17 protein-coding genes and 1 tRNA gene are annotated in these 17,959 nt (G+C 42.1%); 11 read left to right on the forward strand and 7 right to left on the reverse strand.

Features of this window, described 5'->3' with window-relative positions:
- The first annotated feature begins 77 nt into the window (after positions 1-77).
- Together ACYQ4O_RS03040 and ACYQ4O_RS03045 are read left to right on the forward strand one after the other, a co-directional pair.
- Positions 78-1,112 (forward strand): hypothetical protein, encoded by a 1,035-nt coding sequence (locus ACYQ4O_RS03040; protein WP_460174712.1) that lies wholly within the window; start codon positions 78-80, stop codon positions 1,110-1,112.
- A 56-nt stretch (positions 1,113-1,168) separates the two neighbouring features.
- Positions 1,169-2,146 carry a tRNA dihydrouridine synthase gene (locus ACYQ4O_RS03045; RefSeq protein WP_460174713.1) on the forward strand — a complete coding sequence of 326 codons (978 nt, stop codon included), beginning with the start codon at positions 1,169-1,171 and terminating at the stop codon, positions 2,144-2,146.
- A 116-nt stretch (positions 2,147-2,262) separates the two neighbouring features.
- Here the strand turns inward: ACYQ4O_RS03045 and ACYQ4O_RS03050 are convergent, their stop codons facing one another.
- On the reverse strand, positions 2,263-2,592 hold the full coding sequence (locus ACYQ4O_RS03050; protein WP_308513454.1) for a thioredoxin family protein: 330 nt from the start codon (positions 2,590-2,592) through the stop codon (positions 2,263-2,265).
- A gap of 170 nt (positions 2,593-2,762) precedes the next feature.
- Between ACYQ4O_RS03050 and ACYQ4O_RS03055 the strand changes: the two genes are divergently transcribed.
- Positions 2,763-3,689, forward strand: a complete 927-nt coding sequence (locus tag ACYQ4O_RS03055; protein WP_460174714.1) for a DUF2156 domain-containing protein — start codon at positions 2,763-2,765, stop codon at positions 3,687-3,689.
- Between the two features lie 31 nt (positions 3,690-3,720).
- On the opposite strand, the gene ACYQ4O_RS03060 is transcribed toward ACYQ4O_RS03055, so the two are convergent.
- From ACYQ4O_RS03060 to ACYQ4O_RS03075, 4 genes are all read right to left on the reverse strand, one after another.
- Entirely contained in the window at positions 3,721-4,212 is a 492-nt protein-coding gene (locus ACYQ4O_RS03060; protein WP_460174715.1) for a pyridoxamine 5'-phosphate oxidase family protein, read from the reverse strand.
- Positions 4,213-4,220: 8 nt separating this feature from the next.
- The gene (locus tag ACYQ4O_RS03065) at positions 4,221-4,748 is read right to left on the reverse strand and encodes a hypothetical protein (RefSeq protein WP_460174716.1); all 528 of its coding nucleotides are present in this window, start codon (positions 4,746-4,748) and stop codon (positions 4,221-4,223) included.
- Between the two features lie 379 nt (positions 4,749-5,127).
- Positions 5,128-5,203, reverse strand: a tRNA-Ala gene (locus ACYQ4O_RS03070).
- 55 nt (positions 5,204-5,258) lie between these two features.
- The gene (locus tag ACYQ4O_RS03075; protein WP_460174717.1) at positions 5,259-6,812 is read right to left on the reverse strand and encodes a tetratricopeptide repeat protein; all 1,554 of its coding nucleotides are present in this window, start codon (positions 6,810-6,812) and stop codon (positions 5,259-5,261) included.
- A gap of 496 nt (positions 6,813-7,308) precedes the next feature.
- On the opposite strand from ACYQ4O_RS03075, the gene ACYQ4O_RS03080 reads away from it, so the two are divergent.
- The 3 genes from ACYQ4O_RS03080 to ACYQ4O_RS03090 all read left to right on the forward strand — a co-directional run bounded on the left by ACYQ4O_RS03080 (position 7,309) and on the right by ACYQ4O_RS03090 (position 11,145).
- The gene (locus ACYQ4O_RS03080; protein WP_460174718.1) at positions 7,309-8,022 is read left to right on the forward strand and encodes a GntR family transcriptional regulator; all 714 of its coding nucleotides are present in this window, start codon (positions 7,309-7,311) and stop codon (positions 8,020-8,022) included.
- A 64-nt stretch (positions 8,023-8,086) separates the two neighbouring features.
- The gene (recG, locus tag ACYQ4O_RS03085; protein ID WP_460174719.1) at positions 8,087-10,174 is read left to right on the forward strand and encodes an ATP-dependent DNA helicase RecG; all 2,088 of its coding nucleotides are present in this window, start codon (positions 8,087-8,089) and stop codon (positions 10,172-10,174) included.
- Positions 10,175-10,188: 14 nt separating this feature from the next.
- Entirely contained in the window at positions 10,189-11,145 is a 957-nt protein-coding gene (locus tag ACYQ4O_RS03090; protein ID WP_460174720.1) for a hydrogen peroxide-inducible genes activator, read from the forward strand.
- 91 nt (positions 11,146-11,236) lie between these two features.
- Here the strand turns inward: ACYQ4O_RS03090 and proC are convergent, their stop codons facing one another.
- Together proC and ACYQ4O_RS03100 are read right to left on the reverse strand one after the other, a co-directional pair.
- Entirely contained in the window at positions 11,237-12,067 is an 831-nt protein-coding gene (proC, locus tag ACYQ4O_RS03095) for a pyrroline-5-carboxylate reductase (protein ID WP_460174721.1), read from the reverse strand.
- A gap of 3 nt (positions 12,068-12,070) precedes the next feature.
- Positions 12,071-12,793 carry a YggS family pyridoxal phosphate-dependent enzyme gene (locus ACYQ4O_RS03100; RefSeq protein WP_460174722.1) on the reverse strand — a complete coding sequence of 241 codons (723 nt, stop codon included), beginning with the start codon at positions 12,791-12,793 and terminating at the stop codon, positions 12,071-12,073.
- Positions 12,794-13,119: 326 nt separating this feature from the next.
- Here ACYQ4O_RS03100 and ACYQ4O_RS03105 point away from each other — a divergent pair, with 326 nt between their 5' ends.
- The 5 genes from ACYQ4O_RS03105 (at position 13,120) to ACYQ4O_RS03125 (ending at position 17,937) form a co-directional block, all read left to right on the forward strand.
- Entirely contained in the window at positions 13,120-13,503 is a 384-nt protein-coding gene (locus tag ACYQ4O_RS03105) for a helix-turn-helix domain-containing protein (protein ID WP_460174723.1), read from the forward strand.
- 55 nt (positions 13,504-13,558) lie between these two features.
- Positions 13,559-14,170: an epoxyqueuosine reductase QueH gene (locus tag ACYQ4O_RS03110; protein ID WP_460174724.1), complete on the forward strand. Its 612-nt coding sequence runs from the start codon at positions 13,559-13,561 to the stop codon at positions 14,168-14,170.
- A 749-nt stretch (positions 14,171-14,919) separates the two neighbouring features.
- Positions 14,920-15,369 carry a tripartite tricarboxylate transporter TctB family protein gene (locus ACYQ4O_RS03115; RefSeq protein ID WP_308513440.1) on the forward strand — a complete coding sequence of 150 codons (450 nt, stop codon included), beginning with the start codon at positions 14,920-14,922 and terminating at the stop codon, positions 15,367-15,369.
- A gap of 9 nt (positions 15,370-15,378) precedes the next feature.
- Positions 15,379-16,887 (forward strand): tripartite tricarboxylate transporter permease, encoded by a 1,509-nt coding sequence (locus tag ACYQ4O_RS03120; RefSeq protein ID WP_460174725.1) that lies wholly within the window; start codon positions 15,379-15,381, stop codon positions 16,885-16,887.
- Between the two features lie 108 nt (positions 16,888-16,995).
- Positions 16,996-17,937 carry a tripartite tricarboxylate transporter substrate binding protein gene (locus ACYQ4O_RS03125; RefSeq protein WP_308513438.1) on the forward strand — a complete coding sequence of 314 codons (942 nt, stop codon included), beginning with the start codon at positions 16,996-16,998 and terminating at the stop codon, positions 17,935-17,937.
- Positions 17,938-17,959 lie beyond the last annotated feature (22 nt).

Raw genomic sequence — 17,959 nt, forward strand, 5'->3', positions numbered from 1 at the left:
AAAAAATTTTTTCTTTCTAAAATTACATACCCTTCCAAATTGTGCCAAGGCAGTTGATTTTTAAAGGTGAAAACCAAGTGAAAAAAACAATACTTTCCATTTTTCTTGCAGGACTGTTTTGTACTCAATTACAGGCAGCAGGAGCTGCACCGGCTGCCCCCGTAAATTCAGCAGAAAATAAAACTACTGAACAGCCGAAGCCAATAACCGTAGAGGACGCAACGCCAAGTAATGTTTTGAAGTTCTTTTTAACCAAGGTCGAACTTGGAAAATCAACGCTAAAAGACCTAGATCAGTTATTTTCAGCCGATGGAGCAAAGCTTAAACAATTGTTTGCCGGAGAGTATCTAGTTTTTAGTCCAACGTTTAAATCACCGATTGAACTTACACCCCCTATCGTCACCTTACTCGGCCCTAATAAAACCGCGGACAGCTTTACGCTGGAATGGGATTTCAAAAGCCGTGAAGCCTTTGACAAAGTTAGAACCGAAGTTGAAAACGAAATCAAAAAAAGTTTAGGTTTAGGTGCACGCTCTGAAAGCAAACAGCTTTTTACCAATCAGCAGCGATTCCAGAACAAGGACAAAATCGCCTTTATGACTTGGTCTACCTATGCTGAATTTTTAAAGGTTGAAGTGATTCTTCAAACTCCGGGAGAGAACCCAAAAAATCTTACAAACAATGTTTCTGAAGAGATTGCCGCTCTTATCAAAGCATTTCCGAATGGCAAAGGCTCTTTTACCGATGTTGATAAATTCGGTGCGGAGTATGGATGCTTAAGAGCCGACACTACAGATCCTCAATGGCAGACACTCCGGACCAAATTGAAGAACAGCTGCGGAAGACTACATTTTTACTTTGAAGTCGACGATAAGAACAAATCAAAATTTAAGTCCATTCGGATTACGCCGGAAGACGCATCCGAGACAAACAATGCCACTTATTCAAAGATTTTAAACGGTTTATACGGACAGCCAACTGAGAAAAAACTTCCGATGTTTGATCGGCCCTCTAAAGTATTTCAGGCAGGAAATGCTAGCGTGACTTTATCTGATCTAACTCTTCAAGATAAACCAAACGTGGATATTTCTATTTCCCATGCCGCTCCGTAAATAAGCTTTGTCTGTTAAATTTGCGGGATTGTTTAGATCTATCCTTTAGCTGCCAAATGTCCGTTGAATTATCTGTCGCCCCAATGGAGGGGCTGACTACTAGAGTTTTTAGAAAAGTCCATTCTGAAATCTTTGGACCTGCCGACAGTTACTATATTCCTTTTGTCACGCCCACTTCTGAGCCAAAATTTACAGAAAGACAAATGAGAGAACTCAATCCGGCACTCAATTCCGGACTGAATGTTATTCCTCAGCTCTTGACCAACAAGCCTCAAGATTTTGAATGGGCTGCAAAAGCTTTATACGATCTGGGATATTCAGAAGTTAATTTAAATCTCGGATGTCCTGCGGGAACCGTTGTGGCTAAATGCAAAGGATCGGGACTGTTAAGAAATTTTGATGTTCTCAGACCCTTACTTGACGGCATTTTTTCTCAAGAACATCAAATCAAAATTTCGATAAAAACAAGGCTTGGATGGAGCAATCCGGAAGAGTTTGAAGATTTAGCTAACCTTTACAGCCAATATCCATTAGCCAAACTCATCATTCATCCGCGTTTAAAAACGGATCAATATAAGGGCGACTGCAGGAAAGAAGTCTTTGAAGCGAATTTCAACAAGTTTTCTTTTCCTGTCGGCTATAACGGCGATATTGTTTCCACGAAGGATATTCATGAAACGTTGGGCAGGTTTCCGACGCTTTCTATGGTGATGGTTGGCCGAGGATTGGTTGCCGACCCTGCTCTTTTCAGAAAATTTAACGGTGGCTCTGCAGCCTCTAAAGCCGAACTCCGAGATTTCAGTGAAAAACTTTTTATCGGCTACTCGGAAGCTTTTGGAAGTGCGAAGAATGCCGTTATGCGCATGAAGGAATATTGGTTTTTCCAGCTTAACCTGCTTTCAACTGAGGATAGGCTTGCGAAAAAGCTTTTTAAAGCCAAAGACGTTCAACAGTATGAAGACGCCGTAGATGCTATCTATGAAAACTGTGATGTCTTGCCGGAGGCTAGGTTTGGCTGGCACAAACCGCTTTAATGTTTTTACTCTGTTTCATCAGAGCCTGGCGGCATGTAAACCAAGAAAAGATTGAAGAAGCTAGAAGAAAGAGGCTCAAAAGCCCATAAGGATAGTTTTGAGCCTCCAACAGAAAATTAGAGAGTAAGTGCTTTTTCAACAAAAGCTTTGAAAAGTTCCGGATTCTTCGGCTCAACTAATGTGTCTAATACTTCCCCATTCTTCAGAACTAACAAAGTCGGAATATGGCGAACACGGAATTTTGCATTTAATCCGCTTTCTTTGTCGAAGTCGCAATAAGCAAACTGCAAGCGATCTGCATATTCTGTTGCGAATTGCATAAACATCGGCTGGATTCTTTGGCAATCTACACACCATGGTGCACCAATAGCCAAAAGAACTTTCTTAGGGCACTTTACAACGGTTTCTTCGTAATTTGCTTCAGTAACATTTAATACGTTTTCCATTGGTCATCTCCAAAAGTTACCCGCACATTATATAAGAGCGGTACTGGAAACTGTGCACTTTTTCCATTCCTCAGGTTAAGCATCTTCATCCTCTCACAAAGACCTTTGCTTTAAAATCCAATGTGTACAAAATAATTAAGATGAAACTACCTTAGTTACATCTAAAGAAGATGAGCATAGAACTAAAACCTGTAACTCTAGAAACTCTTCCTTTGCTTAAAGAGCATATCGGCTCTTTACAGGACGGAGACTGTAACTTGGCACTGGTCTCCATTATCGGAAGAAGCGCCGAATACAAGATTCAATACGCCGAAGTTGAAGGCGAAATCGTTTTAAATTGGCAGCCTTATCCTGAATGTCCTGCTGCTTATGTTGTCCCCTGGAACAGTCCAAAGATCGCAAACATACTGCCGCAGTTAGAATGCCAGTGTAAAAACTGCAAAGAGCCTCTTCTTCTTTTCGGCCGCTTTACGGAAATGACAGAGCATGTACAAAGGCTTTTCCGTTACCGCAACTTTATTACCGTTTCCTCGAATTCTTGGTGGGATTACCTTTACGCTAAGGAGCGTTTCCTGACCTTAGAGGGCAGACAGCTCAACGGGAAAAGGAACTTCAACAAACGTTTTAATAAAGCCTATCCGAATGCTGAATTCATTCCCTTAAATCCGTCAACGATTCCTATGGCAAGAGCTTTCTTGGAGAAGTGGTACGAAAGCAGAGGAGATATGGACGAGGGCTTGATTGCAGAAAGAGATGCCATCAATCTAGCTTTTGAGCACTGGGATGATTTCGAACTCATCGGCGGTATTTTGAAAGAAGGAGATAGCGTCTTTGGATTTACATACGGTTCAGGCGTTTATGAAGATATCTTTGCCGTTCACATCGAAAAAGCAGACCGCAACATTGTAGGGGCATATCCAGCATTGGCAGTCGCTTTAGCAAAAATGCTTCCTGAGAAATATAAGGTACTAAACCGTGAGGAAGACTTAGGTGTTCCCGGCCTTCGTAAAGCCAAAGAAGACTGGTTCCCCTGCGGAGTCGTCAGAAAAACGGTTTTAAAACTTCAAAAGGATAATTCAATTCCTGATATCAAGTAATGAAGCTACGGGCCATTCGGCCCGTTAGCTTTTATTTGAAGTAGAGGTGTTTATTTCTACCTTTTCCGGTAATTTCAGAAATCTCAATTTCCCACAAATCTATGAATTTGTGGGCGGCGTCGTAAACTTCTTCAATGCTCTTTTTCTCTGCCATCGGAAATTGAGTTTCAGAAAGCTTCCCTGTCAAAGTCTTCTTTTTATCTTCATCCGTTACCAGCGAGGCCCTTCCTTTCACCACAGCCGATACATAATTAACAGATAATTGCGGAAGATATTCCAAATCATTTTCGTTGTATCCAATGTATGTGAGTATGACGTTGCCATTATTAATAAGAGAAGTTTTTTTGACGCCGTCTTCCGAACTAGAGCTGTGAAAGTAAATTTTCCCGTCTATGTAAGCCGGAGAGATTGGAGTGGCGTAAGGAAGTCCTTCAGGAGAAATCATAGAAAGGACTGCCATTTTGGTGTCTTTAATGATTGCCAACGCTTCTTCTTGGGAGAGTTCTCTGTCTTTTCTTCTCATTTTTCTTTTCAATCCAACGAGTATTGATCCAAATTCTTCACGATATCAACCCAATTCTCTGTGAGAACTGAGTCAACTCTAATATAGCAAACCGCGTTAGACACTCTCGGTTTCTTGCATTGAATTCCTTTAGAGCATAAGGCATCGTAAAGTGATCCGACATAGGTTGGAATCTGCAGAGAGGACACCTGATTTTGATGGATTTGGAATCGGCTTTTCAAATTCACAACATAAGAATTGGCAGAATTCTCGATAAAAGCAGGCAGAAGCTCCATTTCTGACACAACCGGTTCAAAGCCAAGATGCTTAATACTTTCGTGCCAGCCGACTTGGTCGCCCTGCCAACTATCTATGCAGTCAAAACCTTGGGTGAGATAGGCAAAGATTTTTCCAGTAATTTCATCAAAACAATCTTCTTTAGCTAAATCCCAGCAATGGCTCCAGGCTATTTCATCTGAGAAATCAACTTTGTGGTGGATTCTCAAAAGCAAAAAGTTTTTATCTTTTGAGTAAAGTGAGAAGTAATCTTGAACCATGGCTTTCTTAATTTGAAAATTTTTCCAATTTTAATGAACTTCCCTGCGGTTTTTCTCTTCGGTCGAGCATGGTTTAGCAGCTCTCTCATCGGTGAAAACAGTCCGAATAAACTCTTCATTGGAAGCACAGCAAGACAGTCCCCTAATGCGTAAAGACCATTTGAAAGTTTGAAAACGTCCGCCGTTCTAGCTTCGCCATAGTTACTTGTACAATTGATCCGAAAAATTTCCGTAATTGTACAAGTCGATTAGATAGTTACCGGGCTCTAACGCCTTCTTGCGTCCACTTCGAAAACAAGCACCATTCCTTATATCTTTTGGTATTCAGTTGCTTAAGAAGTTTTTGGCGGTCGAATATTGTCTGTAGGTTAAGGAGAACTGGTGGAACAGAAGGGGATCGAACCCTCGACCTCAGCATTGCGAACGCTGCGCTCTCCCAACTGAGCTACTGTCCCACAAGTTTTCTAAATGTAAACGATTTTTTTTAATTTTTCAAATTTTCTTAAAAATTTAATTTAGCTGAGGATTATTTTTTGCTAAATAGTCGTTCAATGCATCCGTTGGATCTAGCTCTTGAGCATCTTCAACTTGTTTTGCCGACATCCTCTCTTGTAATGTTTCAAAGGCCTTTCTCAGTTGCTCGTTCTCAGGATGGTCGATTACGCACTGATTCAACAATGAGTACGAAGTAACAAAATCAGCTTTCCCCCAATTTTTGGTTCCCAATTTTTCAGCAAAACCGCAAAGATTGCCTCTGTCTCCCTTCTTCAGGGCAGCTAAACACAGTGCGCCTCCTAAATTAAAGTTTCTGCGAACGCCGTCCCCGTTCCAAAACTTTTCTCCCTGCTCATTTAATTCTTCAACTGTCGCTTCAGGAATATACCGGTCTAACCACTCTTGCCCCTTAGCCAGATTTCTAACTGCCTTTGGCCCCGTTGCCCTCATTACGACAAGACTAAAAACGTCATTCTTATCACAGGACGGATAAGCAATCTCCAACCACTTAACAGCCTTCCCTAAATTCTTTTGGACTCCGGGTGCTCCATCGCGATAAAGTCTTCCGGTCTGAAGCTGAGCGGCTCTCAAACCTTTTTCGGCAGCCTTCTCAAACCAGACGGATGCTTCAGCAATATTTTTTTCTCGCCAGTAGCAATCTCCCAAAAGATAAATAGAATTAACCTCTCCTTTATCCACTCCGAGCTTTGCCCATTCCATGGCTTTCTTCAAATCTTTAGGCAACCCGAAGCCATTGGCGTAAGAATAACCAATGGAATAAATTTCCTGGGGAGAAGCTTCATTCTTGACTTCTTCAGTAAAACGTTTAGCTTTTTCTAAAGAAGCAGGATTGGAGACGTCTCTTTCAAGAATTGAAGAAAAAAGAACCTTTGAGCGTGTATGGCCGTTTTCGGCAGCTTTCTCTAGCCAATAATCAGCTTGTTCAATATCTTTATTGACTCCTATGCCGGTTCTGAAATAGCTGCTCAGAGCCGATTGGGCCGGAGCAAAGTCTTGATTGGCTGCTTCCATCACCAACTCAAAAGCATGGTTAAGATCTTTTTGAACACCTTGGCCTTGTCGATACATAGTAGACAATCGAAGCTTTGCCTTAGGACTGCCTAAATCTCCTGCCGCATTGTATAACTCAGCGGCTTTTTGCAGATCTACCTGGACGCCGTCACCGTATAAATACACTTCAGCTTGTCTAATTAGGTCATTGATTTTCTTTTGATCTTCTTCGGAGATTTGGACTATTGTGCTCTTTACGCTTTCATCATGAGAATGGTCTGCTTCGGATAACTCGTGTCCCTTCTCTTCTTGAGGCCCGGCTTTCTCTACGGATGAGCCGGCCCCTTCAGTCGAAGATCGAAGCTCAACAGCAGTCTTTTCTTCCGGAGAAACCTGGGAAAATGGAGAATCTTCCTTTGGTGCTGCCACAACGTTTTCTTTAATTTCATGTTCCGGAACAGATGCCGGAGTCGTTTCGGCTTGTTGTGCAGCCGCAGAAAGACTTAGTGCTGTTAGAACAAAAGGTAAAGCAGTACGGGTTAATCGACCGAGAGTCATCCAAATTCCTCCTTTTCCGACATATTAATGAAAGAGAGAGGCTAAACCGCAAAAAAACATACTTCTTTTCCTAAGCATTTTCACCAAAAAAATATATAACTTGAAAGCGGTATATATTTGTATCATTTTTACAACTATCAAATTATTTGTCTCTACAATTTCCCCCGGGTTATTTTTAGATTATCCAAAAGTTTTCCCCCTAAAAAAATTATATTTATTCCCCCGCTAAAACAATGGCTCTCACCCCACGACTATTAGGTGGGGAAATTTTAGGTGGGTATTTATTTTTTTCGGGAGGTTATTTTCTAAAATATTTTCTATATAACTTAAAAGAAAATATTTTAATTAATAGATATATGTAACGAATAAAAAGATTAAGAAATCTCTCAAATTAACCATGTGTATTGGGTTTTCTTAATTGCGAAAACAGGGTATCTGGAATACCATTAAATTGTGATCACAAAAATTTATTACAATCAAACCTGAAGACGATTATATGAAAAATGCTCGTTGGGTAAAACTGGCTGATGATCTTACTGCTGAGATTTCCGACGGTACTTTCCCGTTAAATTCCTACTTGCCAACGGAAATGGAACTCTGCGCTAAATATAATGTCAGCCGATATACGGTAAGAATGGCTCTGGATAATCTTACCAGGTTAGGATACATTAAGCGATGGCCTCGATTAGGCTCAAAGGTCATTTCCCTCGGGAGCAAGCCCTTATCTTCTCTCACACATTTTCCCCCTGTATCGGAAACGCATAAGCGAATTGTGCACCTTACAACTGAATGCATCGTAGATAGAACCCTGGCCTTACAGCTGGAGTGTGAAGAGCAGCTCAAACTATTGAGATTTTCCAATGTTTTAACTGATCCGGAAAATGAAGATCGTCCCATTGTCTGGACCACTGTATATGTAAATGCTGCTTATAGCCGCCTTCCTCAGATAGCCGAACCTCAGCCCCTTCCTCTTTTAAGTGAACTCATTGAAAAAGAATATAGGGAAAGATGTTCTCAAATGACACAAAAAGTGACAGCGGTTGCTTTGCCGGATGAAGCTGCTAAACATTTGCTTGTCACACCGGGTTTGCCCTCTCTTAGGATTTTGAAGCATTACAAATCTAGCGACAACAAACTGTTGCAAATCACTGAGTCTTTCCATCCGGGAAATGGATTCTCGCTGACCCTAAGTATGTCCAACTTTGGTTGAACCCCATTACCGTAAAAATCAGACTTCCACTACAATGTGAGCACTAAAAAGAGAGATTTTTGAAGTGCTCACATCTTCACCAGCTTCCCAACCTGAAAAAATAGAAAAACCTATTAGAAAAAAACGCACTCCTATAAAAGAACGTCTGGAGAAAATAGGTTTAACTCGTGAATGGGATTTTGTTCTTCATTTGCCTCTACGCTATGAAGACAAAACCCAAATCACTTCTATTGCAGATGCACAACCTGAGCAAACAGTGTTGATCGAAGGTGTGGTCACGGATTCTCACGAACAAGTCTTCGCTAAAAGATTTGAAGCTGTCGTTGAAGACGAGACCGGCTCTATTCAAGTTAAATTTTTTAAATATTTTCCTTCCGTCAAAGATACATTCAAACCGGGAAATAAAGTCCTTCTTTTCGGAAAAGTAAAAAGTGCCTGGAAAGGAGACGGCTTAGAAATAATCCATCCGAAATCTAAAATATCCCGTCCCTCTCGAGAGTTGGATAAATCCTTAACGCCTGTGTACCCGGCCGGAGAAGGAATCACACAGCCGTGGCTGAGAAAGAGAATTCAAACAGCACTTTTAAACGTAGATATTGTTGATCTTTTAAATGCAGAAGAACTGAGCGAATTAAATCTTCCGCCTCTGCGTAAAGCCATTGAGTCCATTCACTATCCTTCACCGGATGCAAATTTAGAAGAACTTCAAATGAAAACTTCTCCCGGTTGGGAGAGATTGAAATTTGATGAGCTACTGGCTCAACAAATTATGCTCACCCTTTCCCGCAAAAGAAGAGAAGCTCTTAAAGCACCACAAATTCTCCCGCCGGAAGACAAAGAAGGATCATTGACCGGAAAACTTTACCGTTCATTGCCATTTAAGCTCACCAAAGCCCAAGTAAAGGTTTGGAGAGAAATCGTTAAGTCAATGAAGGGTCCTATTCCTATGAACCGCCTTGTTCAAGGAGATGTAGGAAGCGGTAAAACAATTATCGCAGCCATGAGCGCAGCCCTAACCATCGATAACGGATATCAAGCTGCTCTGATGGCACCGACAGAAATCTTGGCTGAACAGCATTTCAAAAAAATATTAGAGTGGCTGAAACCATTCGACGTTAAAGTGGTTTGGCTGACAGGAAAACTCAAGGCAAAAGAAAAAAGAGAAGCTTTAGAAAGGATTGCGTCTGACGCAGACATTGTTGTTGGTACTCATGCGTTGATACAGGACGCAGTTCAGTATAAAAATCTTGGTTTAGCCATTGTTGATGAACAGCACAGATTTGGAGTTGAACAACGGCTGGCCCTAAGGGCTCTAGGAGCATCGGGATTAATGCCTCATCTTCTCATGCTGTCGGCCACTCCAATCCCTCGAACATTGGCCATGAGCTATCTTTCGGACATCGATATTTCGGTAATTGATGAGCTTCCCCCGGGTCGGACGCCTATTAATACCAAGACATTCAAATTAGAAAGAAAACAAGAAATTATTGAAAGTGTCCGTCAAGAATTAAGAAATGGGAGACAAGCTTATTGGGTTTGTCCCTTAATTGAAGAAAGCGAGAAGCTTGATCTCACGGCAGCAACAATTTCTTTTGAAGAACTAAAACAGTCTCTTCCGGAATTTAAGGTTGAACTACTGCATGGCAAAATGACCTCAGAGGAAAAGAATGAGATTATGGAGCGGTTCAAATCCGGAGAAACTTCTCTGTTAGTTTCAACAACGGTCATTGAAGTTGGTGTCGATGTTCCAAATGCAACCATCATGGTCATTGAACACAGCGAAAGATTCGGGCTTTCTCAATTGCACCAGCTCAGAGGCCGAGTTGGCCGAGGAAGCAAAGCCAGTTACTGCATAGCACTTTTCGGAGATAAACTTTCTCAGGAAGGAAAACAGCGGTTAAAGATCTTCCGTGAAACTACAGATGGCTTTGTCATCGCTAAAAAAGACTTGGAACTTCGCGGACCAGGTGAGTTCCTTGGTTCTAGACAATCCGGCGTCCCTCTTCTAAGATTTGCTAACTTCGACCAAGATTCCGAATTAGTCGATAAAGCAAAAGAACTTGCAAAAAAATGGATTTCGACCAATGATGCAAGAGCTGAAACTCATGCCTCCCGATGGTTTGAAAGTAAAGAAAAATATTTAGAAGCATGAGTAAGGAGAAATAATTGACCTTAAATGAGTTGAAATATGCCATTGCTGTTGCTCAGCTTCGGCACTTCGGCAAAGCGGCCGAGAAATGCCAGATTTCACAGCCTTCTCTTTCGGTTGCTATTAAGAAACTGGAACAAGACCTTGGCGTTCAAATTTTCGAGAGAAAAAACACTGAAATTTCTCTGACGCCTATTGGTCAAAGAATAATTGAACAAGCTAAGGTTGTTTTGGATGAAGCCAAGAAGATCCGTCAGATTCCATTGGAAGAAAGCGATCCTTTAAACGGCCCAATCCGCATGGGCGTTATCTACACCGTCAGCCCATATCTTCTTCCCGAACTCATTAAAAGATCCATTGAAAGAACTCCTCAGATGCCGTTTATCATCAATGAGGGCTACACAACGGATCTGATTCAGAAATTAAAGAGCGGTCTTTTAGATGTTGTTATTTGTGCTCTTCCAATTTATGACGAAACTTTGTCATGCAGTTATCTCTATGAAGAAGAGTTCGTCGCTCTTGTGCCTGCCAAGCATCCCCTAGCATCAAAATCAGAAATTGAATCCAAAGAATTAATTGAGGAAAAGATGCTGATTCTGGCCCAAGGGAACTGCTTCCGTGATCAAGTTCTTAAGGTATGTCCGGACTCTTTAAAGAATGAGCCTAACCCGAATTCACATCTCCATTTTATGGAAGGTTCAACTCTGTCTACCCTTAGATACATGGTCTCGAGCGGAATAGGCGTGTCGGTGTTCCCTGCCAGTGCTAAAAATTATGACGTCGGGGATCAACTAACCAAATATGTCGAATTTAAAAAGCCGGTGCCTACCCGACTCGTGGCTATCTTGTGGAGAAAGAGTTTTCCACGCGTAAGAGCTGTACAGCGCATAGCAGAAACTTGCTCTCATATCAAACTCGAAGGCATCCATCATCTGCCTTTTGAACCTCACTCTCTGTCTCGAGACGGCTACTAAGGCAAAATTTGCAACGTAATAATTAAGACGCTGGGATCAGGATAATCACAGCGTCTTTTGTTTTGAAAATAGTAAAAATCGCTTCTAAAGCTTATTCGGCTTTTTCTACTTTCTTACTGAATTCATCACCAAGTTCAATAGCACGTGCACGGCAAGCTTCCATGGCTCTCAGCATCATATCTGCAAAGCCGCTGCCCTCAATGACCTTTGTCGCTTCTATTGTTGTTCCGCCCTTGCTTTGAACTTTCTTACAGAGGGATGTAAAAGTTTCATCGCTCTTAAGCGCTAACGTTGAAGAACCAAGAACGGTATAAACCGCCATGTCGTGAGCTTCTTGTGCAGTGAAACCGAATTCCAATGCAGCTTTCTCCAATGCGGCCAAGAAAAGGAAAACATAGGCTGGACCTGAACCGCTTACCGCAGTGAGAGAATCAATCATGGATTCGGTTGCGCACCAAATTAATAAACCTGTCGGTTTAAGAATTGCTTCAACGGTTTCTTTATCTTTTTCCTCTTTGGAAACCATAAAAATTCCGCATACGCCCAGTCCTTCCCTGACGGGAGTGTTCGGCATCACTCGGCAGATCCTGTTCTGGCCTAAAAGCTTTTCAATATCTTGGGTCTTAACGCCGGCTGCGATAGAGAGTACGAAAGTGTCTTTCAAGAAAGCTTTATTTTGGATCAATACCTCCGGAAGCTGCTGAGGCTTGACAGCCAAAACTACACAATCCATTTCAGAAAGCCATTCTCCGGTTTCCTGGTGTGTTGAAATGTTGAATTCTTTATGTAGATTTTCAAGTTTTTCAAGATTCTTGTCCGTGACATGAATGCAAGCGGGATTATCCCAAGTGGAAACCATACGAGAAATAATGGCGGAAGCCATATTTCCTCCGCCAATAAAAGCAACTTTTCTGCTTGTCATTTTTTAACCTTGTGTTTTGTATTGTCTTGGACCGAAAATCGCGGTCCCTACTCTAACCATCGTGGATCCGGCTTGAACTGCTTCAGCCATATCTCCTGACATACCCATCGACAGTGTATCGAATTCGTAGCCTTCTTCCTTGAGCTTGTCGAACAGAGTTTTCATGGCTCTCAAGGGAATGAGCTTTTCTTCAGGTGTCTCGCCCGGCTCCGGGATGCACATCAAACCTCTCAATTTCAAGTTCGGCATCTTTAGGATTTCATCGGCCAAAGCTCGTACTTCCTCAGAAGCCACACCGCTCTTGCTCTCTTGGTTTGAAATATTGACCTCAATAAGCACATTTAAAGGACACATCTCGGGGGGACGTTGATCCGACAATCTCTGTGCAATTTTTAGACGGTCAATGGTTTGGACCCAATCAAATCGTTCTGCAACGACCCTCGTCTTATTGGATTGAAGAGGCCCGATAAGGTGCCAGGTTATACTGTTGTTCGGGAACAATTCTCGGCAAAGATCAATTTTAGAACAGCCTTCTTGGACATAGTTCTCCCCAAATGAAGTCATTCCGCACTTTACCCCTTCGATAATGGCTTCTATCCCGAAAGTTTTAGAGACCGGAAGAAGTTCAACAGATCCTTCTTTTCTGTCGGCAGCTTTTTCGGCTTCTTTCAATTTGTTCTTAATTTCTGTAAAACGAGAACAAAGACCGGGTTTCAATTCAGACAAATTAAGGCTCCTTTTTTATCGGAAAGACGTTCAGATCGTACAAAATAAAAATGAAAAAAGGGGTTTTTTAGAAAAAGTTTTAAATCTTGCTACTCAAACTAGTTAACCAAAATACCCTACTCTATTTTCTTGCAACCTATTAAAGAATAAGATGTTTTTCTATAAAGATCACTCTTGTTAGGGATTTTTCATGGGGCTGTGAGGTTATAACCACTAATTAAATGCCACATGATTATTTGCTATTATTATTCAAAACGAATGTAATTATTTAGCATATTATTTATTATAATTGTTTTGAAAGACATCTGAACAAAGGGTTAAGCAAGATGGCAAACACTGAAAAAAAGGATCCGGCAGTACGTAAACAGTTACCTCGTCACTCTTTCGAGACTCGTCAAAAAGCACTTGAAATTTTTAGGAATGGCGGCAGCTACAAAAATTGCGCAAAGACTTTAAATATTCCAGTCTATACTGCTCGTGATTGGCACCGCAGCTACCTTATCGGCACCTTTAGAGCCGAGCGTGGTGCCAGACAACAAGTTTATACAGCAGAGCAAAAAGCCACTGTTCTTCGTCTTAGAAGAGAAGAAGGTAAATCTTATAACCAGATTTCTCAACTAACGAAAGTTAATCGCGCAACAGTTCTTCAATGGATTCATCGTGCGAACAAGGAAGAATTGGAAGGCAAGGCTTCATCCACGATTAACTAACCAGATCTTTTTAACATTTGAAAGACGATCATTCGCTGATCGTCTATTTTTTTTTATGCTGCTCAGTCCGTCCGACAAAAATTTAACTTTACCGAATTCCTTATTGCTGCATAGCTGTTGCGCACCCTGCTCATCAGCTATCTTAGAGTGGCTCAGACAGAAGAAGGTACCGACCACTGTTTTTTTCTATAACCCTAATATTTTTCCGGATGAGGAATATCTCAAAAGAAAAGATGAATTAGTCCGTTTTTGCGAGCAGGGAAATATTCCCTACATAGAAGGCGACTACGATCATCTTCGATGGCGAGAAGCTGTCAAGGGTCTAGAGGACGAACCTGAAAGAGGCCGAAGATGTTTAGCATGCTTCAAACATCGTTTGTCGGCGACGGCTTTATGCGCTCGGGACCATAATATTGCAGCTTTTACAACCACTCTTGCGGGCTCTCGTTGGAAACGGCAAGATCAAATTGATGAAGCTGCGGCCTATGCCGTCGAAAAAGTTCCGGAAGTTCAATATTTCCAAATGAACTGGCGCAAAGGAGGACTTCAAGAAAGGAGAACTATTCTGCTGAAGCAATACGATTTTTATAATCAACAGTACTGCGGCTGCGAATTCTCTATGAGACACTTAACTGCCAAGCAGAGCTCCGAATCAGATCAATCCTGAAGATGCCAGCTCTCAATGAAATAAACTTTTTTGAAAAGCACACATGCTCTAATGAGTCTGGAAAGTAACAGGCTCAGCGAACTGGAACACAACTCAAATTAGATAATTTTTGGAGAACCAGACAAAGACACCTGGCAAATTTCTGATATTTCACAAACAAATCACTATGTGTTCCAGTTCGAACCAAGGTCAGCAGCCATAAGTTATTTTTAATCAGATAGATAAGTAAGCAGGCTGGCTGAATCTGACCTTCTCAGTTACCTTTGTTTTTCTCTGAAAGCGGTTCGCCGCTTATCAGCTATCGGATAACGTCATCCAGAACCTCAATATCAAAGAGGTGTCTCATCGCCCACTGCAATGTTTCTTGGATTATGTTTGTCCCAATAATGCCAAATGTGCGTTCATTCTTCAAGGTAACAATAAAGCTCGTATGCCGTGAAGGATAGTTTCAAATTACTTATTCTGTAGATTTAAGAATGCTTCAATCTTCTTGATGACACGGTCAAAGTACGGGCGAATTCGGTTCGCCTCTTCTTTTCTCAATTATGCAAGAACGTTTCTTCTTCGAAGGTATAAATTCAGCTTTATTTCGACCAAACAAGCTTTCTAGCCTTAATGGAGAGGTAATCGCTTGTTGTCAAACTTTCTGCTTCCTCCTAGAATACACTCTGTTACAGTTTAGGTTTTTCCTAAACGATGAACAAAAAGAGCTTGCCTCATTTTAAAAAACCTAATTCCAAAGCCAAATTATGAAAGACTCAGACATCGGCGTAATCGTAGTTATATATGCGATTGCAACCTGGTTTTTAGTGATGACATTGCAGCTCCCCGAAGGCGCTCAATCTTATCCTCTAATCCTTATCTCAGCCCTTTACGTTTGCAATACCCTGCTTCTTCTCCAACAGATCTGGCATTTTAAACGTCATAAACTTTTCATTAATGACTTCAGAAAAATCTTCCAAGGATTTATTCCTTCTCAGTTTTTTGGAGTTGTCATTGGGTGCGTCATTTACTTAGCACTGGTCAATTATCTCGGATACTATATTTCCAGTGTTCTCTATCTGATCCTTGCTCAGTTCTTTCTTAAGGTCAAACCTATTCCTGCGGTTATTTCCTGCATTTGCGTTATGGGCGTGACCTATTTGGTCTTCTCTATGTTCCTGAAGGTACCTCTTCCTTTGGGCGTTTTGTTTGAATAAGGAGAGATCATGTTAGAAACAATCACTTTAATGGGCGAAGGTTTTATTCATGCCTTAAATCCTCTGACTCTCGTTTTGATGATCGCCGCAACAGCTCTGGGTATTACGATTGGTTGCTTACCCGGCCTGTCGGCTGCTATGGGTGTGGCTCTTCTGCTTCCGGTCACTTTCGGTATGAATCCGGCTACCGGCCTTATCGTATTGGGCGGTATTTATTGCGGCGCAATTTTCGGGGGTTCAATTTCAGCCATTCTTATTCATACTCCGGGCACCCCTGCTTCTGCAGCTACCGCTATCGAAGGATATGAATTAACTAAGAAAGGTCAGGCAGCCAAAGCCTTAGCAGTTGCATGTTTCGCTTCCTTCTGCGGAGGTTTGTTAAGCTGTATCTCCCTATACTTCTTCTCTCCGTTCCTGGCTGAACTTGCTATGCAGTTCAAGAGCCCGGAATACTTCTGGCTTTCTATTTTCGGTTTAACGATTATTGCCGGCGTTTCCTCCAAATCTTTACTTAAAGGTTTCATCTCCGGCATTCTCGGTCTTTTGATCTCCACCGTTGGTATGGACCCGATGGAAGGCGTAGAAAGATTCATGTTCGGTCAAGCGAGCCTTTATAACGGTGTCAACGTAACATGCGCCTTGATTGGCTTATTCTCTATGTCTCAAGTTCTTATCCTTGCCGAAAAGAAGATCAAGGAAAGAGCAAAAGCCGCAAAATTCTCAGGCAGTCTTTTACTCTCCAGACAAGAAATTAAGCGTTTAATGCCAACTATTACACGCTCTTGGATGATTGGAAACATCCTTGGCATCTTGCCGGGCGCCGGAGCAACGATTGCTTGCTTTATGGGTTATAACGAAGCACGCCGTTTTTCTAAGCATAAAGATGAATTCGGAAAAGGTTCCATTGAAGGCGTGGCCGGCTCAGAGGCTGCAAACAACGCTGTTACCGGCGGTTCTTTGATTCCGACTTTGACTCTAGGCATCCCGGGTGAATCCGTAACAGCAGTATTAATGGGCGGCTTGATCATTCACGGTCTCCAACCCGGTCCGGAGCTCTTCTCTACTTATGCTCCGATGACATACACCTTCTTTGCCGGTTTCGTTTTAGTTCAGTTTGCGATGTTGGCAGTCGGATTACTAGGCTGCAGAATCTTTGCGCAAGTTTCTAGATTGTCTGATTCTATTTTGATTCCGTCCATCTTCCTTCTGTGCGTTGTAGGTTCCTTTGCCATTCATAATAATTTCGATGAAGTACTTCTGATGTTCCTTTTCGGCTTCATCGGTTACCTCGTCAGAAAGTTCGATTTGAACGCTGCAGCTATCGTTTTAGGTTTAATTCTTGGCCCGATCGGCGAAAACGGATTGAGAAGATCCTTATACCTAAGCGATGGCGATCCCGCTATTCTCTTCAGTACTCCGCTTTGCTGGCTGCTTATACTTCTCTGCGTCCTCGGTACGCTTTCTCCGTGGCTCATGGCCAAGTGGGAAAAGCACGTAGAGCACAGAGCCAACAAATAAGTAATGGACTCCATGCGGTAAAGCTGAGTAGAATATGGCTTACTCGGAAACAAATATTTAAATTTTTAGACAAATCAAACCAACTTATCCCTAGGAGGATTTAGACAAATGAAAAAAGTACTTTTAGCCGTTGCCGTTGCAATGACAATGCCTGTAGCCATGGCTTGGGCTCCGACAAGCGACGTTAACGTTATCGTTGCTTACAAGGCAGGTTCCGGTACAGATACAGGTGCTCGCCTTCTCTCCACAGAGGCCGGCAAATATGTGGGCAAGACCCTTGTCATTCAGAATCTTCCCGGCGGCGACGGTAAGATTGGCTGGACACGTTTGGTTAATTCCAAACCAGACGGTCACACAATCGGTTTTATCAACCTTCCGACTTTCACAACATTAGCCGCTCAGAAAGGAGCTCCGTTCTCTGTTTCTGACGTTATTCCTATTGCCAACCACTTGACAGAATCCGGTGTTGTCGCTGTTAAGGCTGACTCTCCTTACAAGACAATCGAAGACTTGGTTGCCGCTGCTAAACAGAAACCGCTTAAGGCTTCTACAAACGGCGTTAAGGCTTCCAACCACACTGCAGCTCAGCTTCTCGCACAAAGCGGTAAGTTTGATTACAAAGCAGTTCCTTACGGTGGTACAGCTGACCAGCTCTTAGCTTTGCGTCAGGGTGAAGTTGATTTCACATGCGCTAAAGTTGCTGACGTGGCTAAGTTGGTTAAGGGAGACAAACCTGAATTGAGAGTTTTAGCTGTCTTCTCTCCGACACGTGCTCCTGAACTTCCAGACGTACCGACATTAGGAGAAAAAGGTCTTTATCCGGAATGGTACGGTTCTGCACGCGCTATCGTTGCACCTAAAGGCACATCTCCTGAAATCATCAAGTTCTATGTTGATGCTTTCAAGAAGACAATGCAGGATCCCGCAACTATCGAAGCACACAAGAAAGCCGGTCTTTCTATGGACTTCAAGGATGACAAACAACTTGGTCAATTATTAAAAGATCAGGAAGTGTTTGCTAAAGACGTTATCAGCAAACTCTATAAGTAATTTATTACTAAATCTATTTAAT

The organism is Turicimonas sp. TL08 (genome assembly GCF_054660695.1).